Below are 24792 nucleotides of genomic sequence, written 5' to 3'. Positions count from 1 at the left end.
CCCTGACTAGAGCGCGTAGGGAAACGATGACGGGGACGATCGATCAAGGGTTCCAGACCGACTCGAACAAGACCGGGGGTGCCGGACGCCCCCTGACTCTCGGCGACTCCGGCCACCAGGGCGACTTCGGTGAGACCTTCATCCGGGCCCTGGCCGCCGCCGCCAACCTCGACGCCCTGCGCGCCGACCGCGACCGGGTCGGCGTCGACTGGACGCTCCGCTATCCCGCCACCGCCGGCCGCCGCGGCTTCCCGCTCATAGACGTCCAGGTCAAGTCCTGGTCCGACCCGCGGGGGAACGACGTCGCCTGGCGTTACCCGCTGGAGGTGAAGAACTTCAACTGGCTCGCCGGACGCGACTACCTGGTGCCCCGCTTCCTGTTCCTGGTCGTGGTGCCGCGCGCGGCCGCGGAGTGGACGGACATCGACGCCGACCGCCTGCTGCTCCGCCACGCCGCCTACTGGGCGTGTTTCCACGACGCGCTCCCGCTCCCGGGACGAAATCGGTCATCTACATATACAGTGCGCGTCCCTCGTGCCAATCTGCTTTCTATAAGGGCCCTCCACGGGCTGTTCGGCGACGAGTTCCGGGAGATGCTCGCGCGATGACCGCCCAGACCTCCGCATCCGGCCGGGCCGCAAGGCTCCGGCCGGATGACGTACTCCGCTATCTTGCCGCGACGGGTTGGCGCCGGGGCCGCGACTACGGCCGCGGCCAGATCTGGGAGCTGGACCCGCCCAGCGGGACCACGAACCCGCACCCGTTCGAAGTCCTCGTGCCGCTGGACCAGCGGCTGCGCGACTATCCGCTCCGGATGTCCGACCTGCTGGAAACCGTGGCCAACGCCGAACAGCGCGACGCCGACGCCGTGCTGGGGGACCTCGACCTGCGCTGGGCCGACGTCCTGTACCTGCGCCTCAACGAGTTCTCCCTGGCGGACCTGGCCCCGGCGCTCACCGGGCTCCGGGACCTGGCACTGGCGGCGGCGCGCGCCGTCGACACCCGGCACGCGTGGGACTTCGTGCGCGGCGCGGAGGTGGGGGCCTCGCGCACCGGCGTGCCGGTGCTGACAGTGCGGACCGCTCTGACTCCGGAATTGGGGGAGCCGGTGGAGCGGAAGGTGACACGCACCATGTACGAGGGCGTGCTGGGCGCATTCCGGGCCGCTATAGGGGACAACGAGTCTCAGGCGTATTTCCCTATAGTGAACGGCTACCGCGCCACCCGCCCCGCACTGGCCAGAGAGGTGTGCGCGGCGCTGGCGCGGATCGGCGGCCGTTCCAGAGCCGGCTACGAGCTGCGCTTCACCTGGTCGCCCGACGTGCCGTTCAAGGGCGACCAGGCGGTGTTCGAGTTCACCCCGCACGTGCTTGGGGAGGTAGCACGAGCGGCTAGGGAGCTGCGCGACATAAGGTGATCGTTATGTCCTCCATCCGTGGCGCCTACGAAGAGTACGGACCGGAGGAGTACTACAAACGCTTTGGAGCCGAGTACCGCAATCCCCATGAGACGGCGGTGCGCGCGGTGATCCGGCAGAGCGTGGAGCGGAACGCTCTAGAGCTGCACCACGTATTGGACCTTGCTTGCGGCAGCGGAGAGGCGACGCGCGCGCTTCTGGAGCTCGGCGCTAAAGAGGTCGACGGCGTCGATCCCTATACGGCCGCCGCGTATAGCGCGGCCACAGGGCTCGACGCCGAGGAGTTCACCTTCGAAGACGTCGCGGCCGGCGCGCTGGCCGGCCGGGACTACTCACTGACTGTGTGCAGCTTCGCGCTCCATCTGGCGGACCCGTCCCGGCTGCCGCTGCTGGCCTGGCAGCTGGCGCAGGTCAGCGCGGCGCTGCTGATCGTCACCCCGCACAAGCGGCCCGACCTGCGGCCCGAATGGGGCTGGGAGCTCGTTGACGAGTTCGTTCTCGACCGCGTGCGCGCGCGAACGTATAGCGGCCGCCGCGCCGACGGTGACCAGGCAGACGGCCAATAGCCCGGCGAACGCATAGCGGGCACCCAGGCCGTCGTCGTGGCCGGCCAGCGCGATCGCCGACGTCACCAGATACACGCCGCCCGACGTTCCCAGGCTGCGCGCCGTGTTCAACAGGCCGCTGACCACCCCCGACGCCCGCTGCGGAACCGCCGCCATCACCCGCGCGTTGTTCGCCGGGGCGTAGGAGCCCAGGCCCACGCCGAGCAGGCCGAGCAGCGGCACCAGCACCGCCGGCTGGAACGGCAGGACCAGCAGCGCGGTCAGCGCGGCGGTGGCCAGGCCCAGTGCGACCGCCGTCCGCAGCTTCAGGAACGACGCCCCGACCGCGAACCCGACCGGCAGCGTGGTCAGCACCAGCCCGGAGGTCAGGGCGCTGCTGCCGCGCGCCACCATCAGCACCGGGACCAGCACCAGCGGGCCGAACAGCACCAGGTAGCCGCCGGCCGCGCCGAGCAGCCCCCACCGGACCTCGGGCCGCTTCAGCGGCGTCAGGTCCGGGCGCAGGCCGGGATCGCGCTCGCGGGTGCGGGGGAGCAGGAGTATTCCGCCGGCCAGCGCGACCATCCCGACCGGGACGTTCACGCCGAATACCCAGCGCCAGCCCAGGGTGTCCACCAGCAGCCCGCCGACCGCCGGGCCCAGACCCAGGCCCAGTGCCTGGGCGGCGGCCTGGACGCCCAGGCCGGTGCGCAGCTTGGCGCGCGGGACGGCGTTGGAGATCAGCGCGATGCTGTTCGCCTGGAGCATGGCGGCGCCGACGGCCTGCGCCACGCGGAAGGCGATCAGCGTCTCCAGGCTGGGGGCCAGCGCGCAGGCGGCCGAGGCGGCGGTGAAGACGGCGAAGCCGTAGACGTAGAACAGCTTGCGGCCGTGGGCGTCGGACAGCCGGCCGACCGGGACCAGCAGCAGGGTCAGCGTGAGCAGGTAGGACAGCGACACCCAGGAGACGGCCGCCAGCGAGGCGTGGAACTCCGAGCGCAGGGCCGGATAGGCCAGGGTCGTGATCGAGGCGTCGAGCTGGCCCATGAAGGCACCGAAGCAGACTGTCAGCACGGCCAGGCGCCAGGCCGCGGGCAGTTCGCGGACGCGGTCCGGGCGGGGGCGCTCGCGCAGGAGGACGTTCACGCGATCCAGCGTACGCCGAAAGTTTCGGACACCGAAATATTCGGCCCGCCGACATACCATCTCAACCCGGCGGAAGGCTGGACGCAACGTGGGTCCGGTCTCATAAAGTCTGGGCATGGCATCGCCCGTCCCCTCCTCCACGCCCGCTGCCGGCGACCTCTCGGAAGCCACCGCGCACCAGCTGACCGACGTCGTGACCCGGCTGCGGCGCGCGCTGCGCACCTCGATCCGGACCGAGTACCCGTGGGAAGCGCTGCCGATGGCGCAGATCGAGCTGATGCAGGCGCTCAGCGACCAGTCCCCGGCGCGCGTCGGCGACCTCGCGGCCCGGCAGCGGCTGTCCGCCAGCACCGTCAGCGGCCTGATCGGCCAGCTGATGACCGCCGGCCTGGTGGTGCGGGGCACGCACGCGGAGGACCGCCGCGTCGCGGTGGTTGAGCTGACCGCGGCCGGGCGCCGCCAGCTGGCCGACTGGCAGGCGGCGCACCAGCGGCGGATAGGGGCCGCGCTGGAGCGGCTGTCGGCGCAGGAGCAGGAGGCGGTGGCGGCGGCGCTGCCGGCGCTGGCGAAGCTGGTGGAGCATTTATTCGCCGGGTCGGGTGCGGACGAGGAGGAGCCGGGCGCGGGGGAGAAGGCCGGAGCCTAGGTTCCAGGTTCCAGGTTCCAGCCTCCAGGCTCCGCGGGTCGCGGTCGCCCTGGTGTGCGGATCCCCCGGATGTCGCCGTTGTGCCGACGTTCGCGGAACGGACGGTGGCGCCCGGGAAAACCGGGCCCGAAGCGCCGTTCGTCGTCGAAGCTCCGACGGTCGCCGACGCGTTCTCGGCGGCGGGCTGCCCGGGACGCGAGTTCAGTCCCGGCTCCGGGGGATGACAGGATGGAAGAACCATCGACCCGATATGCCACCGAGCTCAGTTGAGGACGCCGTATGACCATCGACCCCGGAGCCATCCCGAACTTCGGACCGCAGGGGCCGCAGGAACCGCCGCAGGGTCCGCCGCCGATCATCAAGCCGGACAACAACCTGGTCGGCGACCTGTTCGAGCAGCTCGGGATCAAACACACGACCGACCCGGAGGGCGACATCGTCGCCTCGTGGCCGGGCTTCCGCGTCTACGCGATGTTCCGCGGCGACCAGAAGGAGCTGTTCGCGATCCGGTCGTTCTACGAGCGGGCGTATCCGCTGGAGGAGAAGCAGGAGCTGCTCGACGTCATCGACGAGTGGAACCGCGACACGCTGTGGCCGAAGGTGTACACGCACACCAACGAGGACGGTGTGCTGCGGCTCGTCGGCGAGGCCCAGATGGTCGTGCCGCAGGGTGTGAACATCGACTACTTCGTCGGCACCACCGTGAACTGGGTGCAGGCCTCGGTCGGCTTCCACGGGTGGCTGGCCGAGCGGCTGGGCCTGGAGGCCGAGGTGCAGTCGGTGGGGCAGAACGGCCGGCCGGATGCGGGCGAGGACCTGGACGGCGGCAGCGGGATCGTCAAGGACGTCAAGGGCGACGCGGGCAAGGGTGACGCGGGCAAGGGCGGCGCCAAGGGCGGCGACGTGGACAGCGACGAATCCGACTTCGACAGCACCGACGACCTGGACTGATCGCGAGGTCGGGAGCAGGGCGTCCGGATCAGGGGCGTCCTGATCGGGACCACCCGATCCGGGACCGGCGCCGGAACGAGCTCTTGAACACCGCTCTGGAGCGGCTCGGGTCTTGGTGGCTCGGGGCGGACGATGCTGGAGCGCCAGGCGATGCCGAAGTCGGCATCGCCTGGCGTTTTGTCGGGGCCGGCGCTTCGCCGCGGCACCGCTCCACGTCCTTGGCTAATCGTTCCTTGGCGCGGGCGCGCCAGCCGGGTTCGAGGGAGCGGTCGCCGGCGCGGGTGATGCGTTCATAGAGCAGCGCGGCGGTCGGATACGGCTGGTCGGAGTCGGGCGAGGCGAACTCGAAGACGGTGCGGAACATGCCGGTGACGAGGTGGGGGAGTTCGGCGGCGAGCGTCGGGCTCCCGCTCCCGGGCGTCGTCGGGCTGAGGCAGTGGCTGAGCAGTTCCAGGATCTGCGGGACGGCCGCGTTCTCGGGGCTGCGCGGGCCGTTGCCCGGATGCGCGGTGCCGGTGGCCGACACCGCGATCGTGTCGAGGTGGAAGGCGCGGCGGGTGCCGTCGGGGGCAGCGGCGGCGGCCAGGAGGTCGAGCGCGACGGAAAGCGTCGTCTGCATGCCGAAACCGCGCGGATGGCAGGCCAAGACCCAGGTCAGGGGGCAGGTTTCCACTGGAGCTCTCCCGAGGTGAAGAGGGATTTCGGGTGAGCGTGCCACCGGGGATCGGCGGACGGCGGTCTTCTGAGTCGACAAGTCCGGTGCAGGTCCGCTGAGTGTCACCCTTTCCAGCGACGGCGAGGTGACAGTTCCACGAGATACATCGCCCCGAGCACCAGCGCGGCGCCGAACCAGCCGCGCAGCGCCAGGGTCTCGCCGGACAAGACCCCGGTGACGCCGGCGAAGACCGGCTCCATGGTGAGGACGACGGCGGCGCGCGTGGCCGGCATGCGGGCCTGGGACCAGGTCTGGAGATAGAAGCCGGCGGCCGTGCCGAGCAGGGCCGTCACCGCCACCGCGGCCCAGGTGGAGGGGCTCCCGGGAAGGGCGATGCCGGGGTTGTGCCCGGTGGCCAGGGCGAGGACCAGGGAGACGGCCGCGACCGTGCCGATCTGCACGACCGCCAGCGCGTAGGCGTCGTTGCGGTGCGACCACTCGCCGAGCCCGACGATGTGCAGCGCGAAGAAGAACGCGCCGGCGACGGTCAGCAGTTCGCCCCGGCCGACGGACATGCCGTGCAGCGAGATCAGGCCGAGCCCGACGGTGGCGAGGACCACGGCCGCCCGGACGGCGGACGGGACGCGGCGCCGGAGCAGCACGGCCGCGATGAGCGGGGTGAAGACGACGAACAAGCCGGTGACGAAGCCGGAGACCGAGGCCGAGGCGGTCTGGAGGTCGAAGGTCTGCGTCCCGTAGCCGGCCGCCAGGACCAGACCGAGGAGGAGGCCGTGGCGCCAGCCGTCGCGGCTGAGGGAGGCGAGGGCCCGGGGACGCGCGGCGACCAGGACCGCGAAGGCGAGCGCGAAGCGGAGCGTCAGGAAGTCGAGGACGGGGACCGAGGCGATCGCGTCCTTGACGACGACGAAGGTGGAGCCCCATATCGCGGTGGTGAAGACGAGGCCGGCGGTGGGGAGGAGTGCGGTCCGGCGGGTGGTGCTGTGAGGATGGGCGAGCGGCGGGGGTGGCGCGGCGAGCGCCGATTCGGGGGCGGGAGCGGGGGCCTCGGTGATCACGGGAGCGAGTGTCTCATAAGTTTGCTGAATGATGGATTTATATTCGAGCGAGCTGGTTTCGAGCGCAGGGTGGGTGCTATGGGATTCGAGGGGGACTTGATCGTGGCGCGGCGGAGGACTTCGCTGTTCGCGCTGCCGTTGGTGCGGGGGATCGCGGAGTACGTGGAAGAGGGCGCGCTGCGCATGTGCGAGCGACGGCCTGCGGGCTGGCAGGTGCTCTCGGTCGAGGACGGCGGCCTGCCGGAGGCGGACGGCCGCGACTGGCTGCGTGCCATGGTCGAGGCGACGCGCAGGCCGGTGATGATCGCGTCGGTCTCGCCGGAGCGCTCATGCGTGGTGCGAGGGCTGGGGGCCGGGAGCGGGCAGGCTTGGTCGGTGCGGTTGCCCGCGGAGCCGCGGACTGGTGAGGCGGAGCCGCATTTCTTTGGGGCGGAGGCTGTCGAGGCCGTCGTCGCATGGTCGACTGCCGCGGGGTTGGAACCGGATCGCGATCGGATCGGCGCGGTCTTGGCGGGCAAGCCCGACTACTTCATGGAGAGCGTCTTCTTCAGGCTCCTTGGCGCGGCCGGTCTCGGAGATCCCGTGGCCGAGGCGAAGGCGGAGGCCGACCGCGAGGACCACACGCTGGCGGACGGCTGGCTCGATCCGGCGAAGCTGGAGGCCTCGATCACGGCCATGAAGCCGGGCGTGCGCCGAGCGCTGGAGTGTGTGGAGCACGAAGCTTGCTATGTGAAGGTGCTGATGCGTCCTGGTGGCGACTACGAGATCGAATACCGCGACGGGGCGCCGGCCGAGCCCCTCGTGACTGTCACGCCGTCCTTGGCGGACGTCGTTGCCGCGCTGCTGGAATGGTCGGCCTCCGAGGTCGCGTGGCGGGAGGACTTCGCATGGAGCCCGCGGTGACCGCCCGGCCACGTCGACAGGGCGAGTATTCCTGTGGCCTCGCAAGGCCGAGTTGGGCAGACTGTCGGGGTGCACGACCAAGAATCTGACCCCGGCGCTGTCCAGGACGGCGCCGTGGCTGCGGGATCCATGATGTCTGACACAGTGCGTGCGGCTCGCCGGATGTCGTTCAACGCCGACGCGCTGACCTACCAACGGGGCAGGCCGCGCTACCCGGACGTGGTCTTCGAGTTGCTGGCAGAACGATGCGGACTACGGCCCGGTGCTCGGGTGCTGGAGATCGGTGCCGGAACGGGCCTGGCGACCGAGCCGTTGTTGGCGGCCGGGGCGCACGTGGTCGCGGTCGAGCCCGGCGAGAACCTGGCCGCGATTCTCGCCGCCGAGCACGCGTGCGATCGGCTGGAGATCTTGGTCAGCGACTTCGAGTCCGCGGATCTGCCAGGAGGGTTCGACCTGGCTGTGGCGGCGACAGCGCTGCACTGGGTCGACCCGGCCACGTCGACCGCGAAGATCGCCGGGCTGGTGCGTCCGGGCGGCTGGCTGGCGGCGTGGTGGAACGAGTTCGGCGACCCCAAGCGGCCGACTCTCTTCCGCGACCGGCTCGATGAGGTCTACCACGATCTGCTGCCCGGCGGGACCGGCTATCGGGACAGCCGCTCCCACATCCTCGACACCGATCGGTGGCGCGGGCAGTTGACCGCGGGCGGCTACTTCGGCGACGTCTCCGTCGAGATCATCGAATGGAATCAGATCCTGACCGCGCAGAGCGCGCGGGACCAGTGGTCCACGTTCCCGAACATCGCAGAACTCTCCCCACCGGACCGCGAAGAGTTCCTCACTCGCCTCGGTTCGCTCGTCGACGAGTTCGGCGGCCGGGTCGAAGACCCGTGCCTGACGGCTGTCTACACCGCTCGACGCTCGGCGTTGGAACACCGGCAGCACAAGCCCTAAGCCGCGACCCCGACTCCCAGCCCCTCCAGCGCGAACCACACGACCTTCCCCGTCGACGTCCGCCGCGATCCCCACTCCGCCGACAGTTCGCTGACCAGGAACAGGCCCCGGCCGCTCTCCTCCAGCTCGTCCGGCAGCGCCGCCGGCCGCGGCTCGGCCCCCACCTGGTCGGCGACTTCGCAGGTCAGGCGGTCGTCGTAGGACAGGCGGATCTCTATCGGGCCGGGTCCGGCGGCGTGCCGGACCGCGTTCGTCGCCAGTTCGCTGACCAGCAGCTCGGCCGTCTCCACGGTGTCCGCGGGCAGGCCCCAGGATCCCGCCTGCTGCCGGACGAAGTGGCGCGCTTCGCGGACCGCGTAGGTCTCCGCCGGGAGTTCCCAGGACGCCGAGCGGGACGGGGCGCGGCCGATGCGGGCGATCAGCAGGGCCAGGTCGTCGCGGTCGCCCTCCAGGACCAAGGTGCTGGTCAGGGTGTCGCAGATCTCTTCCAGGCCGGCCTCGGGGTCGCAGAGGTTCTCCAGCAACAGATGCAGCCCGTCTCCGATGTCGCGGTTCTTGGATTCCACCAGGCCGTCGGTGCACAGCACCAGGAGGCTGCCCTCGGGCAGGTCCAGCGTCCAGGACTCGAACGGGCCGGACACGAAGCCCAGGCCCAGCGGGCGGTTCGGGGGAACGTCCTCGATCCGCGGCTTCACCGACGGGTCCGGGTGCACGATCACCGGGGGCACGTGGCCGGCGCGGACGATCTCGCAGGTCCGGGCCTCCGGGTCGTGGACGGCGATGATGCAGGTGGCGAACAGGTAGCTGTCGGCCATGTCCGGCACCAGCGCGTCGAGGTGCCCCATCAGCTCGGTGACCGGCAGGTTCAGGCGCGCCAGGGTGCGGACCGCGGTGCGCAGCTGGCCCATCACGGTCGCGGCCTGCATGCCGTGCCCCATCACGTCGCCCACCACCAGCGCCACCCGGCCGCCGGACAGCGGGATCACGTCGAACCAGTCGCCGCCGACCTCGGCGACGTCGCTGCCGGGCACGTAGCGGTGCGCCACCTCCATCCCGGGCGGCGGCTGGACGCGTTTGGGCAGCAGGGAACTCTGAAGCGTCAGCGCCTGCGACTTCTCCAGGTTGTAGAGGCGGGCGTTGTCGATGCACAGTGCCGTGCGGCGGGCCAGGTTGTCCGCGAGTTCCACATCCCTTCCGCAGAATTCGGCCCGGGTGGCCGGATCCCTATTGAACGCCAGGACGCCCAGGACCCGTCCCCGTGCCATCAGCGGGCTCAGGAGCAGCGAGCGTCCGGCCATCGCGCGCAGGAAGTCCGGGCGGCCGAAGTCCTCGGCGGTGCGGCGGGCCAGCTCGTCCGGGACGATCGGGAAGAACAGCGACCGGCGCTCGGCCATGCAGCGGGCGAAGGGCGAGGCCGGCGGGCAGACCGCGGTCTCGCCGATCGGCAGGGTGGACAGCCAGAACTCGACCGGCAGCGGGTCCTTGTCCGACACCCCCAGCGCCAGCCGGCGGACCCGGGCGGCGCCGTCCTTGGACTGCGCCGGGATCTCGTGGTGCGTCACCACCCGCTCCTGGAGCAGCACCCAGGTGGTGTCGGCGAAGTCCGGGATGGCGATGCCGACCAGCTCCTCGGCGGTGCGGACCAGGTCCAGAGTGGTGCCGATCTCCTCGCTGGCCCGGTTGAGCAGCGCCAGCCGCAGCCGTACGGAGTCGGCGGTGTCGTGCCAGTCGTGCGGCGGCGCGGCGTGCCGCGGGGCCCGTTTGTCGCCGCCCGGGCTCGCGGCCGCCCCCTCCGGGGCGTCCGGCGTTCCGGAAAGGGAAGTGACGGCCTGCCCCGCCACCGTGTGCTCCACCGCTGTTCCCGCCCTCTCGCCTGACCGTCGCCGTCGTGCGGTCGCCTCCCGCGCGGTCCCCTTCATCGCGCGGTCCCCATCGGCGGCCCTTCGACGTCCGTCTTCCCATCCCCATACCCGCCCCCGGTGCGAGCTGACCGTCCGGGACCCTCCTGACAGGCAGTCACCGAACGGACACTCCGAGTATGGGTGCCACGCGGCCCGCCCCGCGCGCGATCGCAGAACTCTTCCTCCGGCGGGGAGAAGCGGGGGGCGCACGCGGCGCCCGCCCGCGCCGGGTCAGGACAACGGACTCTCGTCGAGCGACACGGGATCCTTGTGCCGCGCATATGCCCCTGCCTCAGGCTGCTGCGAATGGACGGTGTTGCCGAAGAACCACTTGTTGACTTTTACGTTGTCGAAGCCCTGCGCCGCCAGCGCGGCGATCGCTTGGTCCTCCGGAAGTCCGGTCACGTCCGGTACCGGGAAGGTCTGCGGGCCCTTGGACAGGGTCAGCGTCACCAGCGCGCCGGGCTGGGCGTCGTGCGGCGACACCGACACCACCGAGCCGGTCTCGACGGTGTCGGAGAACACCTGGTCCGGGGCGATCGCCACCTGGAAGCCGGCGGCCCGCAGCGCGGTGGTGGCGGCGTCCGGCGTCCGGCCGCCCTGCTCCGGGACCGGGACCGGCTTGGGGCCCCGGGACACCGTGATCCGGACCGAGCCGCCCTTGCGCACCTTGCCCGCCGGGTCCGGCGAGGAGCCGATCACCATGCCGGCCGGGACGGTGTCGTCGTAGGCCAGGTCCACGCCCGGGTGCAGGCCGTCGCGGTTCAGCTCGGCCAGCGCGGCGTCCTGGGTCTGGCGGATCACCGACGGCATCGAGCGGAACTGGCCGCTGGTCACCCACCAGGCCGCCACGCCCAGGATCAGGCACAGCACCACGATCACGGCCAGCGCGTAGTGGCCGCGGCGCGGGCGCCACGGCTGGTCGGCCGGGACCAGTTCGCGCGGCTGGTTCGGCGATGTGCGCGGCTTGAAGACCTGCTTGACCGGCGGCCCGCTGCGCATCGTCGCACGCTGGATCCGCGTGGGGTTGGTCGGCAGCGGCGGGGGCGGCGGCACCGCGCGCGTGGCCTCCGGCACCGGCATCACCCGGGTCGCGCTGGTGGTGCGCCGGTCGGTCAGGGCGCCGAACTCCGCGGTCGCGGTGTTGTCCGGGTCGCTCTCCTCCGGCAGCGCGCCGAAGTCCAGCGCCGCGTCCGGCAGGTTCCCGAAGGCGCGGGTCAGCTCGGCGTGGAACCGGTTGGCGTCGGCCGGGCGGTCGTCCGGGTCCTTCGCGGTGGCCCGGGTCACCAGCGCGTCCAGCGCCGGGTCCAGGCCCGGCACGCTCGCCGAGGGCGCCGGCACCTGGTCGTGCACGTGCCGGTAGGCGACCTGGATCGGGGAGTCGGCGACGAACGGCTTGTCGCCGGTGAGCAGCTCGTAGAGCACGATGCCGGCCGAGTACACGTCCGAGCGGGCGTCGCAGACCCCGGACTTCACCTGCTCCGGCGCCAGGTACGAGGCGGTGCCGACGATCATCCCGGCCAGCGACACCGTGGCCCCGGCAGCGGCCGAGCGGGCCAGCCCGAAATCGGCCACCTTCACCGCGTGCGCGTAGCTGCCCGAGCCGGCGATCAGCACGTTCTCCGGCTTCACGTCCCGGTGCACCATCCCGGCCCGGTGCGCGGCGCCCAGGGCGGACAGCACCGGCCCCAGGATCTCCAGCGCCTCGCGCGGGGTCAGCCGTCCCCGGTCGGTCAGCAGCTCGCGCAGCGTCTGGCCGTCGACGAACTCCATGACCAGATACACGTGCCCGCCGTCGGCGGACTGGTCGAACACCGCGACGATGTTCGGATGCGTGAGCTTCGCGGCGGTCTTCGCCTCCCGGATGAAGCGCGAGACGAACTCGTCGTGCCGCGCCAACTCGGGATGCATGACCTTCAGCGCCACGACCCGGTCCAGCCGTCGGTCGGTGGCCAGGTAGACCGTTGCCATACCCCCGCGAGCGATCAGGGAGTCGACCCGGTAGCGCCCGTCGAGCACGTGCCCGACTAGCGATTCGTCCAGTGTCTTGTCCACAGCCCTGAGTCTATTCAGACCGGTCGAACGCGGGCAGCTCATGTTCGACGACAGCAGCCACGTTTTCCCGCAGGCGGGCGAGTCCGTCCATGGTCGAAGAGGCCTGAGCGTGGTAGCGCTTGGGCATCCGGCCGGCGATCCGGGCCAGCCGGCCGGCGGTCACCGCGTGCCGCATCGCCGCGGCCATCGCCACCGGCTGGCGCGCGCGGGTGATCGCGGTCGCCAGCAGCACGGCCGAGCAGCCCAGCTCCATGGCCAGCGCGGCGTCCGAGGCGGTGCCGATCCCGGCGTCCAGGATCACCGGCACCGAGACCGCGTCCACCATCAGCTCGATGTTGTGCGGGTTGCGCACGCCCAGGCCGGAGCCGATCGGCGCGCCCAGCGGCATCACCGCCGCGCAGCCGGCCTGCTCCAGCTTGCGGGCCAGGATCGGGTCGTCGTTGGTGTAGGGGAGCACGGTGAAGCCGTCGTCGACCAGCGTCTCGGCGGCGACGACCAGCTCGATCGGGTCCGGCAGCAGGGTGTGCTCGTCGGCGATCACCTCCAGCTTCACCCAGTCGGTGCCCAGCGCCTCGCGGGCCAGCTTGGCGGTCAGCACCGCCTCGCCGGCGGTGAAGCAGCCGGCGGTGTTCGGCAGCACCTTGATGCCGTGCTCCTTGAGCAGGTCCAGGATCGAGCCGCTGGTGGCCGCCGAGATCCGGCGCAGCGCCACGGTGGTCAGCTCGGTGCCGGAGGCGGCCAGCGCCTGGCCCAGCACCTCCAGCGACGGCGCGCCGCCGGTGCCCATGATCAGGCGGGAGCCGAAGGACCGGCCGGCGAGGACGAAGGTGTCGGCGTCCGGAGCGGGAACGGATTCGCTGGTCATCGGTGCTCAGCCTCCCTGCACGGCGGTCAGGATCTCGACCCGGTCCCCGGGCTCCAGCTCGGTGGCGTCCCACGCGGCGCGCGGCACCACCGCCTCGTTGACGGCCACGGCGATCCCGCCGCTGCCGCCGTCGCGGGCCGGCGCGACCCGCGCGCCGACCAGGTCCGCCACCGTCGAGCCGTCCTCGGCCTGCGCGGGCTCGCCGTTCACAAAGAGATGCATGGTGCTCATTTCCCGAAACGCAGTGGGCTGAACGGTTCCGCCAGGTCGGGGACCGACCCGGTGGCGAGGATCTCGGCCATCGCCTCGGCGGTGGCCGGCGTGAGCAGCACGCCGTGCCGATAGTGCCCGGTGGCGGCCAGCAGCCCCGGCAGCGCGGTCGGGCCGATCAGCGGGGCGTTGTCCGGCGAACCTGGCCGCAGCGCGGCGCGGGTCTCCAGCAGCGGCAGCTCGGTGATGCCCGGGACCAGCGCGCGGGCGTCGCGCAGCAGTTCGTAGACGCCGCCGGCGGTCACCGAGGTGTCGTAGTCCTGCTCCTCGGTGGTGGCGCCGAGGACGAGTTCGCCGTGCGCGCGCGGCACGAGGTACGCGTGATTGCTCCGCACCACGCCGCGCACGGTGTGCGTCAGGAACGGCTTGTAGACCTCCGGTACCGCCAGCCGCAGGATCTGCCCCTTCACCGGGCGCACCGGCGGCAGCGCCTCCGGCGGGATCCCGCGCAGCTGCCCGGACCAGCACCCGGCGGCCAGCACGACCTGCCCGGCGGCGATCGCGGTGCCGTCCTCCAGCACGACGCCGACCGCGCGCCCGCCGGCCACCGTCAGCTCGGCCGCCCGCGCCCGGACCAGCTCCGCCCTCGGCTCCCGCTCCAGCGCCGCGAACAGCGCGGCCAGCAGCATCCGGTTGTCGACCTGGTGGTCGCCCTCGACCAGCAGCCCGCCGCGCACGCTCGGCGCCAGCATCGGCTCCAGCCGGCGGGCCTCGCCGCCGCTGAGCCACTCGGCCCGCAGGCCCAGCGAGCGCTGGAACTCGTGCAGATCGGCCAGCACCGCGCGGTCGTCGGCGTCGAAGGCCACGGCCAGGGTCCCGGACTCGCGGTAGCCCGGGTCGGCGCCGCCGGAGGCCTCGCGCAGCTCCGCGACGAAGTCCGGATACCGCCGCGCGGAGTCCAGGTTCAGGCCGAGTAATAGTTCTTCGCCGTAGTGCAGCTCGGTGACCGGGGTCAGCATCCCGGCGGCCGCGAACGAGGCGTTGGCGCCCGGCTCCGGGTCGCACAGCGTGACCGACAGCCCGCGCCGGGCCGTGCGCCAGGCGGTGGCCAGCCCGATCAGCCCGCCACCGATGATCAGGACGTCGGGACGAGCGGGCGCTGGCATGGTCATCATTCTAGATGCGCCCTCGGTCAGCGTCCGGCGGCGCCCTGACCGATGTTGATCACCAGCAGCGGCCGCCCGGAGTCCACCCAGTAGAGCTCGAACGCGTTCAGCGCGATGACCAGCGCCGCCAGCAGGATCAGCGGCGTCAGCGCGGGCAGGCCCGGTGAGAACACTGTGACGACGATCGCCAAAAGCGCGCCGACGACCCGCGTGTAGGAGGCGCCGCCGAACATCACGATGCGGGTATAGCAAAACGTGGCGATATAGAGCGAAACGCCGCTGCCGAGCAGCATCGCGTGCAGACCCTCCAGGTGCGCCTTGGGATCGGCGACCGCCTGCGACATCCCGGCCGCCGCCAGGATGATGCCGATCACGAACGCCAGATGCCCGTAGGAGAACGTGGACCGGACCAGCACCGCCGGGATCCTCGCGGTCCGCAGCGCGTGCTCGGTGGCCGAGGCGCCGTACTGGAAGTACGTCCACCACAGTCCGCAGGACAGCAGGAACGCGACGAACAACGCTGTCCCCTCCACTCCGTCCAGCGCCTCGTGCGTCCCGCCCTGCCCGATCCCGACCAGGGTCTCGCCCAGCGCGATGATCACGAACAGCCCGAACCGCTCCGGCAGGTGCGAGGCGTCGAACCGCATGTAGTCCAGCCGGTGCCCGAGCACGATCGGCACCGACAGCTCCAGCACGGCCAGCGCCAGCCAGATCCACTGCCGCGCCCCCTCCGGCGCCAGGCCCGCGAGCAGCCACGCCGGACCGGCGGCCAGACCCACGGTGTAGGGGTTCAGCCGCGCCCGGAACGCGCCGCGCACGTGCATCGCGTAGCCGAGCAGGATCCGCGCGGCGCAATACGCGGCACCGAACAGCAGCCCGCGGTCGCCGTACGCGTCCGGCACCGCTATCGACATCACGAACGCCGCCCCGGCCACCGCCAGCAGCAGCACGTGCCGCTTCGTCGCGGAGACCACCAGGCCGTTGAACACGATCGTGCAGCCCACCCAGGTCCACCAGAACGGCACGAACAGCAGCAGCGAACGCCCCAGATCGGCCCAGCCGTCCCCGACCGACACCGCGTGCGCCACCTGCGTCACCGCGAACACGAAGACCAGGTCGAAGAACAATTCGGCCCAGGTCACCCGCTGCACGGCGTGCGGCGACCGCGGCGCCGGATCGGCGTCGGCCTCGATGTCCGGGGTACCGTCGTCTTGATCGGGCTCGATCGGGGTGTCCTCATACTCCTGGGTCGCCACGGCGACCATGATGACGCAATCAGGTTTTCCACGGGATACGGTGACGTTCCATGAAACTAGAACGTGTTCTGGTGGTCGGCGGCGGAATGGCGGGCCTGCACACCGTGCGCCTGCTCCGCGAGAAGGGCTTCCAGGGCACCGTCACCTTTCTGGGCGCCGAGCCGCACGCCCCCTACGACCGCCCGCCGCTGTCCAAGGCGGTGCTGAAGTACCGGGGCGAGGACGCCGTCGACGACGTCGCCGAACTGGCCTTCGCCTTCGACTTCGAGGACGCCGGCGTCACCCTGCGCTTCGGGGAGCGCGCCGTGGGCTGGGCCCCCGGCACCGTCATCACCTCCGGCGGCGACCGGCTGCCCTACGACGCGCTCGTCGTGGCCACCGGCAGCGAACCGGTCCCGCTCGGCTTCGGCGGCACCCTGCGCACCTACGAGGACGCGCTGCTGCTGCGGGACACCATCGGGGCCGGCAAGCGGCTGGCGATCGTCGGCGCCGGCTGGATCGGGGCCGAGGTCGCCACCGCCGCCCGCGCCGCCGACTGCCAGGTCACCGTCCACGAGGCCCGGGAGCGGCCGCTGGCCGCGCTGTTCCCGGCCGCGATCGGCGAGGCCATGGCCGGCTGGTACCGGCAGGCCGGCGTCGCGCTGCGGTGCTCGGACCCGGTCACCGGCGCCCCCGACGATGCCGACCACGTCCTGGTGGCCGTCGGCGCCCGCCCCGACACACGGTGGCTGGGCGCCGCGTTCCACCGCGCCTCCGACGGCTCGCTGCTGGCCTCCGAACACCTGGAGACCAACGTCCCCGGCGTCTACGCGGTCGGCGACGTCGCCGCCTACCGCAGCCTGCGCTACGGCGGCGAGCACGTCCGCGTCGAACACTGGGACAACGCCCTGCGCGGACCGGACACCGTGGTCGCCAACGTGCTCGAAGGCGTCGGCGCCGAGGTGTTCGACCCGGTGCCGTACTTCTGGAGCGAGCAGTTCGGCCGGATGGTGCAGTACGTCGGCCGGCACACGGCCCACGACCGGATGGTTCTGCGCGGCGCGCTGGGCGACCCGAGCTGGTCGGCGGTGTGGCTCGACCCGCTGCACCGGCCCACCGCCGTGCTGGCCGTCGGCCGGCCCCGGGACCTGGCCCAGGGCCGGCGGCTGGTCGCCGCCGGGACCGTGCTGGACGCCCACCGGGTGGCCGATGTCGGGGTGCCGTTAACGTCGGCGGCGGTCTGAGGTTCCTGGCATGCTGGGATGGTGACTGATAAGAACACCGCTGCTGGGAACACCTCCACTGAGGTCCAGCGCGAAACGCTCGACGCCGCGACCGACGCTCTGGTCGGGGAGTGGCTCACGCTGCCGGACGTCGCCGAGCGGTTCGGCGTGCAGGTGACCCGGGTGCGGCAGCTGCTGCGCGACAACCAGCTGATCGCGGTGCGGCGCGGCGAGAACAACGCCCTGCACGTCCCCGCCGGCTTCATCATGGGCGACCACACGGTCAAGGGCCTGACCGGCACCCTGACCCTGCTCAGGGACGCCAAGTTCACCGACGAGGAAGCGCTGCGCTGGCTGTTCACGCCGGACGACACGCTGCCCGGCACCCCGGTGGACGCGCTGCGCGAGAACCGCGGCACCGAGGTGCGGCGGCGCGCGCAGGCCGAGCTGTGAGCCCTGCTGATTCGGGCGGTTCCGGCGGTTCCAGCGGCCTTGGCGGTTCCGGCAGCTCCGGCGGTTCCGGCGGTGCTGGCGGTTCCGGCAGTTCCGGCGCACGCGGTGAGCGAGTCGACCGAGGCGGCCCCGGCGACCCCCGGGTCCGCCTGGCCGAGGCGCGGCTCTACCTGTGCTGCGACGCCCGCGAGCGGCAGGGCGACCTGCCGGAGTTCCTGGACGCGGTGCTGGCCAACGGCGTGGACATCGTCCAGCTGCGGCAGAAGGGCATGGAGGCGCGGCAGGAGCTGGCGGCGCTGGAGGTCTTCGACGACGCCTGCCGCCGACACGGCGCGCTGCTGGCCGTGAACGACCGCGCGGACATCGCGGTCGGCGCCGCCTCGGACGTGCTGCACCTCGGGCAGGACGACCTGCCGGTGCCGCTGGCCAGGGCGATCGTCGGCGCCGGCCCGGTCGTCGGCCGGTCCTGCCACGCCGAGGCCGAGGTCGACGAGGCCGCCGCGGCGGACGGCGTCGACTACTTCTGCACCGGCCCGGTCTGGCCGACGCCGACCAAGCCCGGACGGTTCGCCCCGGGCCTGGGCCTGGTCGCCCACGCCGCCCGGCTGGCACCGCCGTTCGCCCCGGGCTCCCGGCCCTGGTTCGCGATCGGCGGGATCGACGCGGGCACCCTGCCCGAGGTCGTCGAGGCCGGGGCGCGGCGGGTCGTCGTGGTGCGGGCCGTGACCGAGGCCGAGGACCCGGGGGCGGCGGCCGCCGAGCTGGCCGGGCTGCTGCGGGGGTAGTGCGAGGGTAGTGCGGGGCCGGTCGGGTCGGCGCGGGTCGGCGCGGGTCGTCCCGTACTGAGATGATCACTGTGCGTTAGGGTTCGAAGGTGAACACGCTGGCGTCGACGCGGAACCCCAAGGCCATCGTCGCGCTGGTCGTGGCGGTGGTCGCGGTGCTGGCCGTGGCCGTGGTCGGATTCGCCGGCTGCGGCGGCTCCTCGGCCAAGGCCCCGGGCTCGGCCCAGGGTTCGAGCTCGGCCCAGAGCCCTGCCAAGAGCTCGGCCGGCGTCCGCCCTGCCGACCCGGCGGCCAAACCGCCGGGCATGCCCACGATCGCGGTGTCCGCACTGCCCGCCGAGGCCCGCGAGGTGCTCCGCCGCATCGACGCCGGTGGCCCGTTCAAGTACCGGCAGGACGGCGTCACCTTCGAGAACCGCGAAGGCCTGCTGCCCGCGCAGCCGCGCGGCTACTACCGCGAGTACACGGTGTCCACCCCGGGAGCGCCGGACCGGGGTGCGCGGCGGTTGATCCTGGGCCGACAAGGCGAGCTCTACTACACCCCGGACCACTACCGGTCCTTCTACTGGGTGGTACGAGGTGATGCGACATGACAGCACTGGCCCACGTCCTCGGCGAGGCCGGGCCCGGCGTCCACGCCTGGCACTCGGAACGGTCGGCGGCGGCGATCCGCGCCGAGGCCGCCGAGCTCGGATGGCGGTGCGTGATCGTGGACGGCGCGCTGGTGGTGGACAAACGGTCCTTCCTGAACGAATGCGAACGCGCCTACCGCTTCCCCGCCTACTTCGGCCACAACTGGGACGCGCTCGCCGACTGCCTCGCCGACCTGCAATGGCTGCCGCCGCCCGCGGCCGGCAGCGGCGGCGGCATCCTGACCGTCTTCGAGCACGCCAACGCCTTCGCCGACGCCGACCCGGACGTCTACGGCATCGCGCTGGAGGTCTGGGAGGAGGCCGCCGAGGCCTGGCGCCGGATCGGCGTGCCGTTCACGGTGCTGCTGCGGCCGGGAGCGTGATCCGCAGCAGCGCGCCGGCCGCCTGCGGCACCGCCTCGACCCGGCCGTGGTGCGCCTCCACGATCTGCTTCACGATGGCCAGCCCGAGGCCCGAGCCGGGCAGCGCCCGCGCGGCCTCGGAGCGGTGGAAGCGGTCGAAGACGTAGGGCAGGTCGCCCGCGGGGATGCCGGGACCGTCGTCGCGCACCTCGACGATCACCACCCCGGAGCCCGGCCGCGGCACCGCGCCGAACGGAGCCTCCGGCCCGGCCCCGAACCCGTGCCCGGACCCGGCGCGCACCGAGATGCAGGCCGCGGTGCCGAACTTCAGCGAGTTGTCGACCAGGTTCGCCACCGCGCGCTCCAGGGCCGCCGGATCGCCGCGGACCAGCAGGGGCGGTGCGGGCGCTGATTGGTACAGGGAGTCGGGCGCCGATCCGGACTGCGCCCCGGTTCGACCGCCAACTGTCGGCTCCGCCATCAGCGCCGGCACCGACTCGGACCCCGGCTGTGATCCGGGCCCCGGCTCCGCCATGAACACCGGTCCCGGCATCAAAACCGGCACCGGTATCAGCCTTGCCTCGACCACCAGCTGCACCCCCCGCCGCTCGGCCAGTTCCGCGCAGATCTGGTCCACCGGCACCAGTTCGTCCCGCGCCGGCGCCTCCCCGTACCGGGCCAGGTCCACCAGGCCGTTGGTGAGCAGCGTCAGTTCCCGGGCCTGGCGCAGCGCCTCGTCGATCAGCCACGGGGCCTGCGGGTCGTCCGGGCGCTCGGCCAGCAGCTCCAGGTTGGTCGTCATCGAGGTCAGCGGGGTGCGCAGCTCGTGCGAGGCGTCCGCGACCAGGCGCCGCTGCGCCCCGACCGAGCCGTCCAGGGCGCCGGTCATCGCGTTGAACGCCAGCCCGAGGCGGGCCACCTCGTCGCGGCCGGTCACGGCGATCGGTTTGGTCAGGTCGCCGGTGACGGTCACGTGCTCGACCGCCGAGGTCAGGCGGGCCACCGGGCTGAGCACCCGGGCCGCCAGCAGGCGCGCGCCGAGTGCCGTCACCAGTCCGGCGGCCGGGATCAGCGCGGCCAGCAGCCATCCGAACTGGTGCAGGGCCTCGGTGCGGTCGGACTCCGGTTGCGCGACCCGCATCACCGCGCCGGTGTAGTCCGACAGCGGGATCGGCGCGACGTAGACCCGGTACAGCTCGTCGTTCACCCGCAGGTCCTCGAAGTACGGCGGGGCCTGGCCGGTGCCGACCGCCACGTCGTGGGCGGTGATCGGGGCGAACTTGTCGAAGACCCCGACCGACGGCTCCAGCAGCACGTCGAGCAGCCGGCTGCCGATCGGCACGACGATCGTGGGCTGGTAGGGGACGCCGCCGCCGCCGTCCTTGGCGTCGCTCAGGTCCTTCAGCGCGTACTTGAGGTCCTGGCCGGAGCTGTCCGAGCTCAGCTGGCTGTCGATGTTGTGCCGCATCTGGGCGTCCAGCGCCGGGTAGACGACGGCGGCGACCGCGGCCAGCGCGGCCACCACCGCCACCGCGCTGCCGACCGCGACCCGGGTCCGCAGGTTCACGGCTCCTCCCGTAGCACGTAGCCCAGGCCGCGCACGGTCTGGACCAGCCGCGGCCGGCCCCCGGCCTCCAGCTTGGAGCGCAGGCAGCTGATGCTCACCCACAGCGCGTTGGAGTCCGGGCCGAAGTCGTAGCCCCAGACCGTCTCGAAGATCTGCGTGCGGCTCAGCACGCGGCGCGGGTTGCGCAGGAACATCTCCAACAGGGCCAGCTCCGTCCGGGTCAGCGGCACGACCGCGCCGGCCCGGGTGGCGCGGCAGGCCGCCGTGTCGAGTTCGATGTCGGCGAAGACCAGGGTCTCCGGGCCGCCGGGTCCGGCGCCGGCCCCGGTCCGGCGCAGCAGCGCCCGCAGCCGGGCGCGCAGCTCGGCCAGGGCGAACGGCTTCACCAGATAGTCGTCCGCGCCGGAGTCCAGGCCCGCGACCCGGTCGTCGATCAGGTCGCGGGCGGTCAGCAGCAGGATCGGCGTGCCGTCGCCGGCGGCCCGCAGCCGCCGGCAGATCTCCAGCCCGTTGGGCTCGGGCATCATGACGTCCAGCACCAGCGCGTCCGGAGCGGCGCGCGCGTGCTCCTGGAGCGCCTCGGTGCCGGACGCGGCCTGCGAGACCTGATAACCGTCGCGCCGCAACGCGTGTTCGAGCGCGCGGCGGACGGCCGGGTCGTCGTCGACTACCAGGATGCGCATGGCTGGGAGTGTGACGCCGACTGCTGAGACGGCGCTGAGAGCGTCACTTGCCGGGGGCCGCCGGCGGGGTCTTCACCGTGCCGCCGCCCTGCGGGTCCCCGGGCTTGGGGTCCCCGCCCTTCGGGTCGCCGGGCTTCGGGTCCCCGCCCTTGGGGTCGCCGGGCTTGGGGCCGCCGCCCTTCGGGTCGCCCGGCTTGGGGTCGCCCGGCTTCGGGTCCCCGGGCTTGGGGCTCCCGCCCTTCGGGTCCCCGGGCTTGCTCCCGCCCGGGTCCAGGATCCCGGTCGGTCCCAGCGCGTCCTTCACCAGCGCCTCCGGCTTGTGCAGCAGGGCGGCGAGATGCTTGATGAAGACTTCGGGCGTCGGCTCGACGCCGGTCTGGCCGATCCAGACCTTGGTGTCGCGCAAGGCGTTCTGGAGCTGCTGCTCGGTGACGCCGAGCTTCGCGGCGACCTTGGCCCAGTCCACGTTCTGCCCGGGCTGGCCCCCCTTGTCGCCGCCCTTGCCCTTGTCCCCGCCGGGGTCCAGGATGCCGGTCTGCGCCAGCGCCTCCTTCACGAGTGCCTCCGGCTTGTGCAGCAGGGCGGCCACGTGCTTGATGACGACCTCGGGGGTCGGCTCGACGCCGGTCTGGCCGATCCAGATCTTCGTGTCGCGCAAGGCGTTCTGGAGCTGCTGCTCGGTGACGCCGAGCTTCGCGGCGACCTTGGCCCAGTCGACCGGCTTCTTCGTGGGCTGGCCCTTGTCGCCCCCCTTGCTCTTGTCGTTCCCCTTCCCTGTGTCCTTGCCGTTGACCACGACGACCTTGATCTTGCCGGCCGTCGGTCCGGGCTTCCCGGCGACGCCGGCCCCGGTGTCGGCGGCGAGCGCCATCCCGGCGGTGGAGCTGCCCAGCGCGACCACCAGCGCGGCGACCGGCAGTGCCCTTCTGCGGAGTGTCATGAGTTGTCCCTTCGGGAACGGTTCGGTGCTGACATGGATCACCGAATCACCCGGGCTTCTTGGCGAGCGCTGAGAAACCTTTGCGTTCCCTTAGCAATCGGCACGGGTTCAGACTCTTGACACTCCTTCTGGTCTACACCATTTTGAACACAGCCCCCGTGGTTTAGACCACTGGCCGAACTCCCCCCGAGAGAGGTGTGCTTTGACCTGTGCAAGAACGCGCCTCCGCGCTTTCGCGGCGTTGTTGGCCGCGACGCTGATCGCCGCCATGGTCTCGCTGGCGACGGGCGCCACCCACGCCCGCGCCGACAGCAACCTGGTGGTGAACCCCGGCTTCGAGACCGGAAGCCTGAGCCCCTGGACGTGTTCCGGCAGCACCGGAAGCGTCGTCGCCACCCCGGCGCACAGCGGCACGCACGCGCTGTCCGGCGCCGCGAGCAACACCGACAACGCGCAGTGCACCCAGACCGTCGCGGTGCAGCCGAACTCCGCGTACACGCTGTCGGCGTACGTCGAGGGCAACTACGTCTACCTCGGCGCCACCGGCTACAGCAGCACCTGGACCCCGGGTGCCGCCTCGTGGCAGCAGCTGACCACCAGCTTCACCACCGGCGCCGGCGTCACCAGCGTCCAGATCTACGTGCACGGCTGGTACGCGCAGGGCACCTACTACACCGACGACGTCTCGCTCGTCGGGCCGGGTGGCACGGCTCAGGTGCCACCCGCCCCGACCGGCCTGTCCGTCACCGGGACCACGTCCAGCTCGGTGTCGCTGTCCTGGGGCGCCTCCACCGGCGCGACCGGGTACAACGTCTACCGGGGCGGGTCGAAGGTGGCCAGCGTGACCGGTACTTCGTACACGGACACCGGCCTGACCGCGTCGACCAGCTACAGCTACACCGTGTCGGCGACGAACAGCGCCGGCGAGTCGGCCCAGTCGGCCTCGGTGTCCGCCACCACGGGCTCCAGCAACCCGACCGTGCCCCCGACCCCGGCCGGGCTGAAGGTGACCGGGACCACCTCCAGCACGATCGCGCTGTCGTGGTCGGCCTCCACCGGCGCGACCGGGTACAACGTCTACCGGGCCGGGTCGAAGGTCGCCAGCGTGACCGGCACTTCGTACACCGACTCCGGCCTGACCGCGTCGACGAGCTACAGCTACACCGTGTCGGCGACGAACAGCGCCGGTGAGTCCGCGCAGTCGGCGTCGGTCACCGGCACCACCAGCTCCACCGGCCCGACCATCCCGCCGACCCCGGCCGGCCTGTCGGTCACCGGGACCACGTCCAGCTCGGTGTCGCTGTCCTGGACCGCGTCCAGCGGCGCGACCGGGTACAACGTCTACCGGGGCGGCACCAAGGTCGGCACCGCGACCGGCACCTCCTACACCGACTCCGGTCTGACGGCCTCCACCACCTACAGCTACGCGGTGTCGGCCACCAACTCGGCCGGCGAGTCCGCGAAGTCCGCCGCGGTCAGCGCGACCACGGCCGGCACCGGCGGTACCGGCTCGCTGCCGAAGCACGTGCTGACCGGCTACTGGCAGGACTTCGTGAACAGCGCCACCCCGCTGAAGCTCTCGGCGGTCCCGGCCGGCTACAACCTGGTCGCGGTGGCCTTCGCCAACGCCGACCCGGCCAACCAGGGCGGCGTCACCTTCAGCCTGGACTCGCAGCTGGCCTCGACGCTGAACTACACCGACGCGCAGTTCAAGGCCGACATCAGCACCCTGCACTCGCGCGGCCAGAAGGTGATCATCTCGGTCGGCGGGCAGAACGGCGCGATCAGCGTCTCCAGCTCCGGCGCCGCGACCAACTTCGCCAACAGCGTCTACGGCCTGATGCAGAGCTACGGCTTCGACGGCGTCGACATCGACCTGGAGAACGGCGTCAACGCCACCTACATGGGGCAGGCGCTGCACTCGCTGTCGTCGAAGGCGGGCTCCGGCCTGATCATCACGATGGCGCCGCAGACCATCGACATGCAGTCGACGGGCATGGCGTACTTCCAGCTCGCGCTGAACATCAAGGACATCCTGACCATCGTCAACACCCAGTACTACAACTCGGGTTCGATGAACGGATGCGACCAGGGTGTCTACGCCGAGGGCTCGGAGAACTTCATGACCGCGCTGGCGTGCATCGCGCTCCAGGGCGGCCTGCGCCCGGACCAGGTGGGCCTGGGCCTGCCGGCCTCGGGCGGCGCGGCCGGCGGCGGCTACGTCTCGCCGTCGCTGGTGAACAACGCGCTGGACTGCCTGGCCGCCAAGACCAGCTGTGGCTCCTTCGTGCCGTCGACCGCCTACCCGGCCATCCGGGGTGCGATGACGTGGTCGATCAACTGGGACGCCAGCAACGGCTGGGGCTTCGTCAACACGATCGCCCCGCACCTGGCGGCGATGCCGTGAGGCACGGCCACACCGGCC

24 protein-coding genes and 1 pseudogene are annotated in these 24792 nt (G+C 72.1%); 13 read left to right on the top strand and 12 right to left on the bottom strand.

Annotated features, from left to right (window positions below; all coding sequences use genetic code 11):
- Positions 1-26: 26 nt before the first annotated feature.
- From ABD481_RS27950 to ABD481_RS47450, 3 genes and pseudogenes are all read left to right on the top strand, one after another.
- A complete protein-coding gene (locus ABD481_RS27950; protein ID WP_344668751.1) occupies positions 27-608 on the top strand; it encodes a DUF4365 domain-containing protein in 582 nt (193 codons plus the stop codon).
- Positions 605-1417: a hypothetical protein gene (locus tag ABD481_RS27945; protein ID WP_344668750.1), complete on the top strand. Its 813-nt coding sequence runs from the start codon at positions 605-607 to the stop codon at positions 1415-1417. The genes ABD481_RS27950 and ABD481_RS27945 overlap by 4 nt, the downstream gene beginning before the upstream one ends.
- A 5-nt stretch (positions 1418-1422) precedes the next feature.
- Positions 1423-1746 (top strand): annotated as a pseudogene (locus tag ABD481_RS47450) (class I SAM-dependent methyltransferase); the annotation flags it as partial.
- A 3-nt stretch (positions 1747-1749) separates the two neighbouring features.
- On the opposite strand, the gene ABD481_RS27940 reads toward ABD481_RS47450, so the two are convergent.
- The gene (locus tag ABD481_RS27940; RefSeq protein WP_344668749.1) at positions 1750-3108 is read right to left on the bottom strand and encodes an MFS transporter; all 1359 of its coding nucleotides are present in this window, start codon (positions 3106-3108) and stop codon (positions 1750-1752) included.
- Positions 3109-3223: 115 nt separating this feature from the next.
- On the opposite strand from ABD481_RS27940, the gene ABD481_RS27935 reads away from it, so the two are divergent.
- Positions 3224-3754: a MarR family winged helix-turn-helix transcriptional regulator gene (locus ABD481_RS27935; RefSeq protein ID WP_344668748.1), complete on the top strand. Its 531-nt coding sequence runs from the start codon at positions 3224-3226 to the stop codon at positions 3752-3754.
- A 279-nt stretch (positions 3755-4033) separates the two neighbouring features.
- Entirely contained in the window at positions 4034-4705 is a 672-nt protein-coding gene (locus tag ABD481_RS27930) for a type III secretion system chaperone family protein (RefSeq protein WP_344668747.1), read from the top strand.
- 28 nt (positions 4706-4733) lie between these two features.
- On the opposite strand, the gene ABD481_RS27925 is transcribed toward ABD481_RS27930, so the two are convergent.
- Together ABD481_RS27925 and ABD481_RS27920 are read right to left on the bottom strand one after the other, a co-directional pair.
- Positions 4734-5324: a hypothetical protein gene (locus tag ABD481_RS27925; protein ID WP_344668746.1), complete on the bottom strand. Its 591-nt coding sequence runs from the start codon at positions 5322-5324 to the stop codon at positions 4734-4736.
- A 158-nt stretch (positions 5325-5482) separates the two neighbouring features.
- Positions 5483-6436 (bottom strand): DMT family transporter, encoded by a 954-nt coding sequence (locus tag ABD481_RS27920; protein ID WP_344668745.1) that lies wholly within the window; start codon positions 6434-6436, stop codon positions 5483-5485.
- 96 nt (positions 6437-6532) lie between these two features.
- Here ABD481_RS27920 and ABD481_RS27915 point away from each other — a divergent pair, with 96 nt between their 5' ends.
- On the top strand, positions 6533-7339 hold the full coding sequence (locus ABD481_RS27915) for a hypothetical protein (RefSeq protein WP_344668744.1): 807 nt from the start codon (positions 6533-6535) through the stop codon (positions 7337-7339).
- A 129-nt stretch (positions 7340-7468) separates the two neighbouring features.
- Entirely contained in the window at positions 7469-8290 is an 822-nt protein-coding gene (locus ABD481_RS27910) for a class I SAM-dependent methyltransferase (protein ID WP_344668743.1), read from the top strand.
- On the opposite strand, the gene ABD481_RS27905 is transcribed toward ABD481_RS27910, so the two are convergent.
- From ABD481_RS27905 to ABD481_RS27880, 6 genes are all read right to left on the bottom strand, one after another.
- A complete protein-coding gene (locus ABD481_RS27905; protein ID WP_344668742.1) occupies positions 8287-10143 on the bottom strand; it encodes an ATP-binding SpoIIE family protein phosphatase in 1857 nt (618 codons plus the stop codon). The genes ABD481_RS27910 and ABD481_RS27905 overlap by 4 nt on opposite strands.
- 279 nt (positions 10144-10422) lie before the next feature.
- Complete coding sequence (pknB, locus tag ABD481_RS27900) at positions 10423-12246, bottom strand: Stk1 family PASTA domain-containing Ser/Thr kinase (protein ID WP_344668741.1); 1824 nt, start codon at positions 12244-12246, stop codon at positions 10423-10425.
- A gap of 10 nt (positions 12247-12256) precedes the next feature.
- The gene (locus tag ABD481_RS27895) at positions 12257-13111 is read right to left on the bottom strand and encodes a thiazole synthase (RefSeq protein ID WP_344668740.1); all 855 of its coding nucleotides are present in this window, start codon (positions 13109-13111) and stop codon (positions 12257-12259) included.
- Between the two features lie 6 nt (positions 13112-13117).
- The gene (gene thiS, locus ABD481_RS27890) at positions 13118-13333 is read right to left on the bottom strand and encodes a sulfur carrier protein ThiS (protein WP_344668821.1); all 216 of its coding nucleotides are present in this window, start codon (positions 13331-13333) and stop codon (positions 13118-13120) included.
- Between the two features lie 5 nt (positions 13334-13338).
- A complete protein-coding gene (gene thiO, locus ABD481_RS27885; RefSeq protein WP_344668739.1) occupies positions 13339-14496 on the bottom strand; it encodes a glycine oxidase ThiO in 1158 nt (385 codons plus the stop codon).
- Between the two features lie 17 nt (positions 14497-14513).
- Positions 14514-15743, bottom strand: coding sequence for a low temperature requirement protein A (locus ABD481_RS27880; RefSeq protein ID WP_344668738.1), 1230 nt, complete (start codon positions 15741-15743; stop codon positions 14514-14516).
- Positions 15744-15793: 50 nt separating this feature from the next.
- Here ABD481_RS27880 and ABD481_RS27875 point away from each other — a divergent pair, with 50 nt between their 5' ends.
- From ABD481_RS27875 to ABD481_RS27855, 5 genes are all read left to right on the top strand, one after another.
- Positions 15794-16966, top strand: coding sequence for an NAD(P)/FAD-dependent oxidoreductase (locus ABD481_RS27875; RefSeq protein WP_344668737.1), 1173 nt, complete (start codon positions 15794-15796; stop codon positions 16964-16966).
- An 18-nt stretch (positions 16967-16984) separates the two neighbouring features.
- Positions 16985-17398 (top strand): Rv2175c family DNA-binding protein, encoded by a 414-nt coding sequence (locus tag ABD481_RS27870; protein ID WP_344668736.1) that lies wholly within the window; start codon positions 16985-16987, stop codon positions 17396-17398.
- A 149-nt stretch (positions 17399-17547) separates the two neighbouring features.
- A complete protein-coding gene (gene thiE / locus ABD481_RS27865; protein WP_344668820.1) occupies positions 17548-18183 on the top strand; it encodes a thiamine phosphate synthase in 636 nt (211 codons plus the stop codon).
- Positions 18184-18272: 89 nt separating this feature from the next.
- Positions 18273-18776: a guanyl-specific ribonuclease gene (locus ABD481_RS27860; RefSeq protein ID WP_344668735.1), complete on the top strand. Its 504-nt coding sequence runs from the start codon at positions 18273-18275 to the stop codon at positions 18774-18776.
- Positions 18773-19198 (top strand): barstar family protein, encoded by a 426-nt coding sequence (locus ABD481_RS27855; RefSeq protein WP_344668734.1) that lies wholly within the window; start codon positions 18773-18775, stop codon positions 19196-19198. Before ABD481_RS27860 ends, ABD481_RS27855 begins: the two co-directional genes overlap by 4 nt.
- Here ABD481_RS27855 and ABD481_RS27850 read toward each other — a convergent pair.
- The 3 genes from ABD481_RS27850 to ABD481_RS27840 are packed head-to-tail and all read right to left on the bottom strand — an operon-like array spanning position 19170 to position 22367.
- Complete coding sequence (locus tag ABD481_RS27850) at positions 19170-20744, bottom strand: HAMP domain-containing sensor histidine kinase (protein WP_344668733.1); 1575 nt, start codon at positions 20742-20744, stop codon at positions 19170-19172. The genes ABD481_RS27855 and ABD481_RS27850 overlap by 29 nt on opposite strands.
- Positions 20741-21427 carry a response regulator transcription factor gene (locus ABD481_RS27845; RefSeq protein ID WP_344668732.1) on the bottom strand — a complete coding sequence of 229 codons (687 nt, stop codon included), beginning with the start codon at positions 21425-21427 and terminating at the stop codon, positions 20741-20743. Before ABD481_RS27845 ends, ABD481_RS27850 begins: the two co-directional genes overlap by 4 nt.
- 43 nt (positions 21428-21470) lie before the next feature.
- Entirely contained in the window at positions 21471-22367 is an 897-nt protein-coding gene (locus tag ABD481_RS27840) for a hypothetical protein (protein ID WP_344668731.1), read from the bottom strand.
- A gap of 268 nt (positions 22368-22635) precedes the next feature.
- Between ABD481_RS27840 and ABD481_RS27835 the strand changes: the two genes are divergently transcribed.
- The gene (locus ABD481_RS27835) at positions 22636-24774 is read left to right on the top strand and encodes a fibronectin type III domain-containing protein (protein WP_425559305.1); all 2139 of its coding nucleotides are present in this window, start codon (positions 22636-22638) and stop codon (positions 24772-24774) included.
- Positions 24775-24792 lie beyond the last annotated feature (18 nt).

Origin of the sequence: Catenulispora yoronensis (assembly GCF_039531695.1) — a bacterium.
GTDB lineage: Bacteria > Actinomycetota > Actinomycetes > Streptomycetales > Catenulisporaceae > Catenulispora > Catenulispora yoronensis.
Note: the sequence above shows the minus strand (reverse complement) of the source record. Positions and strands in the feature narration are given on the sequence as shown.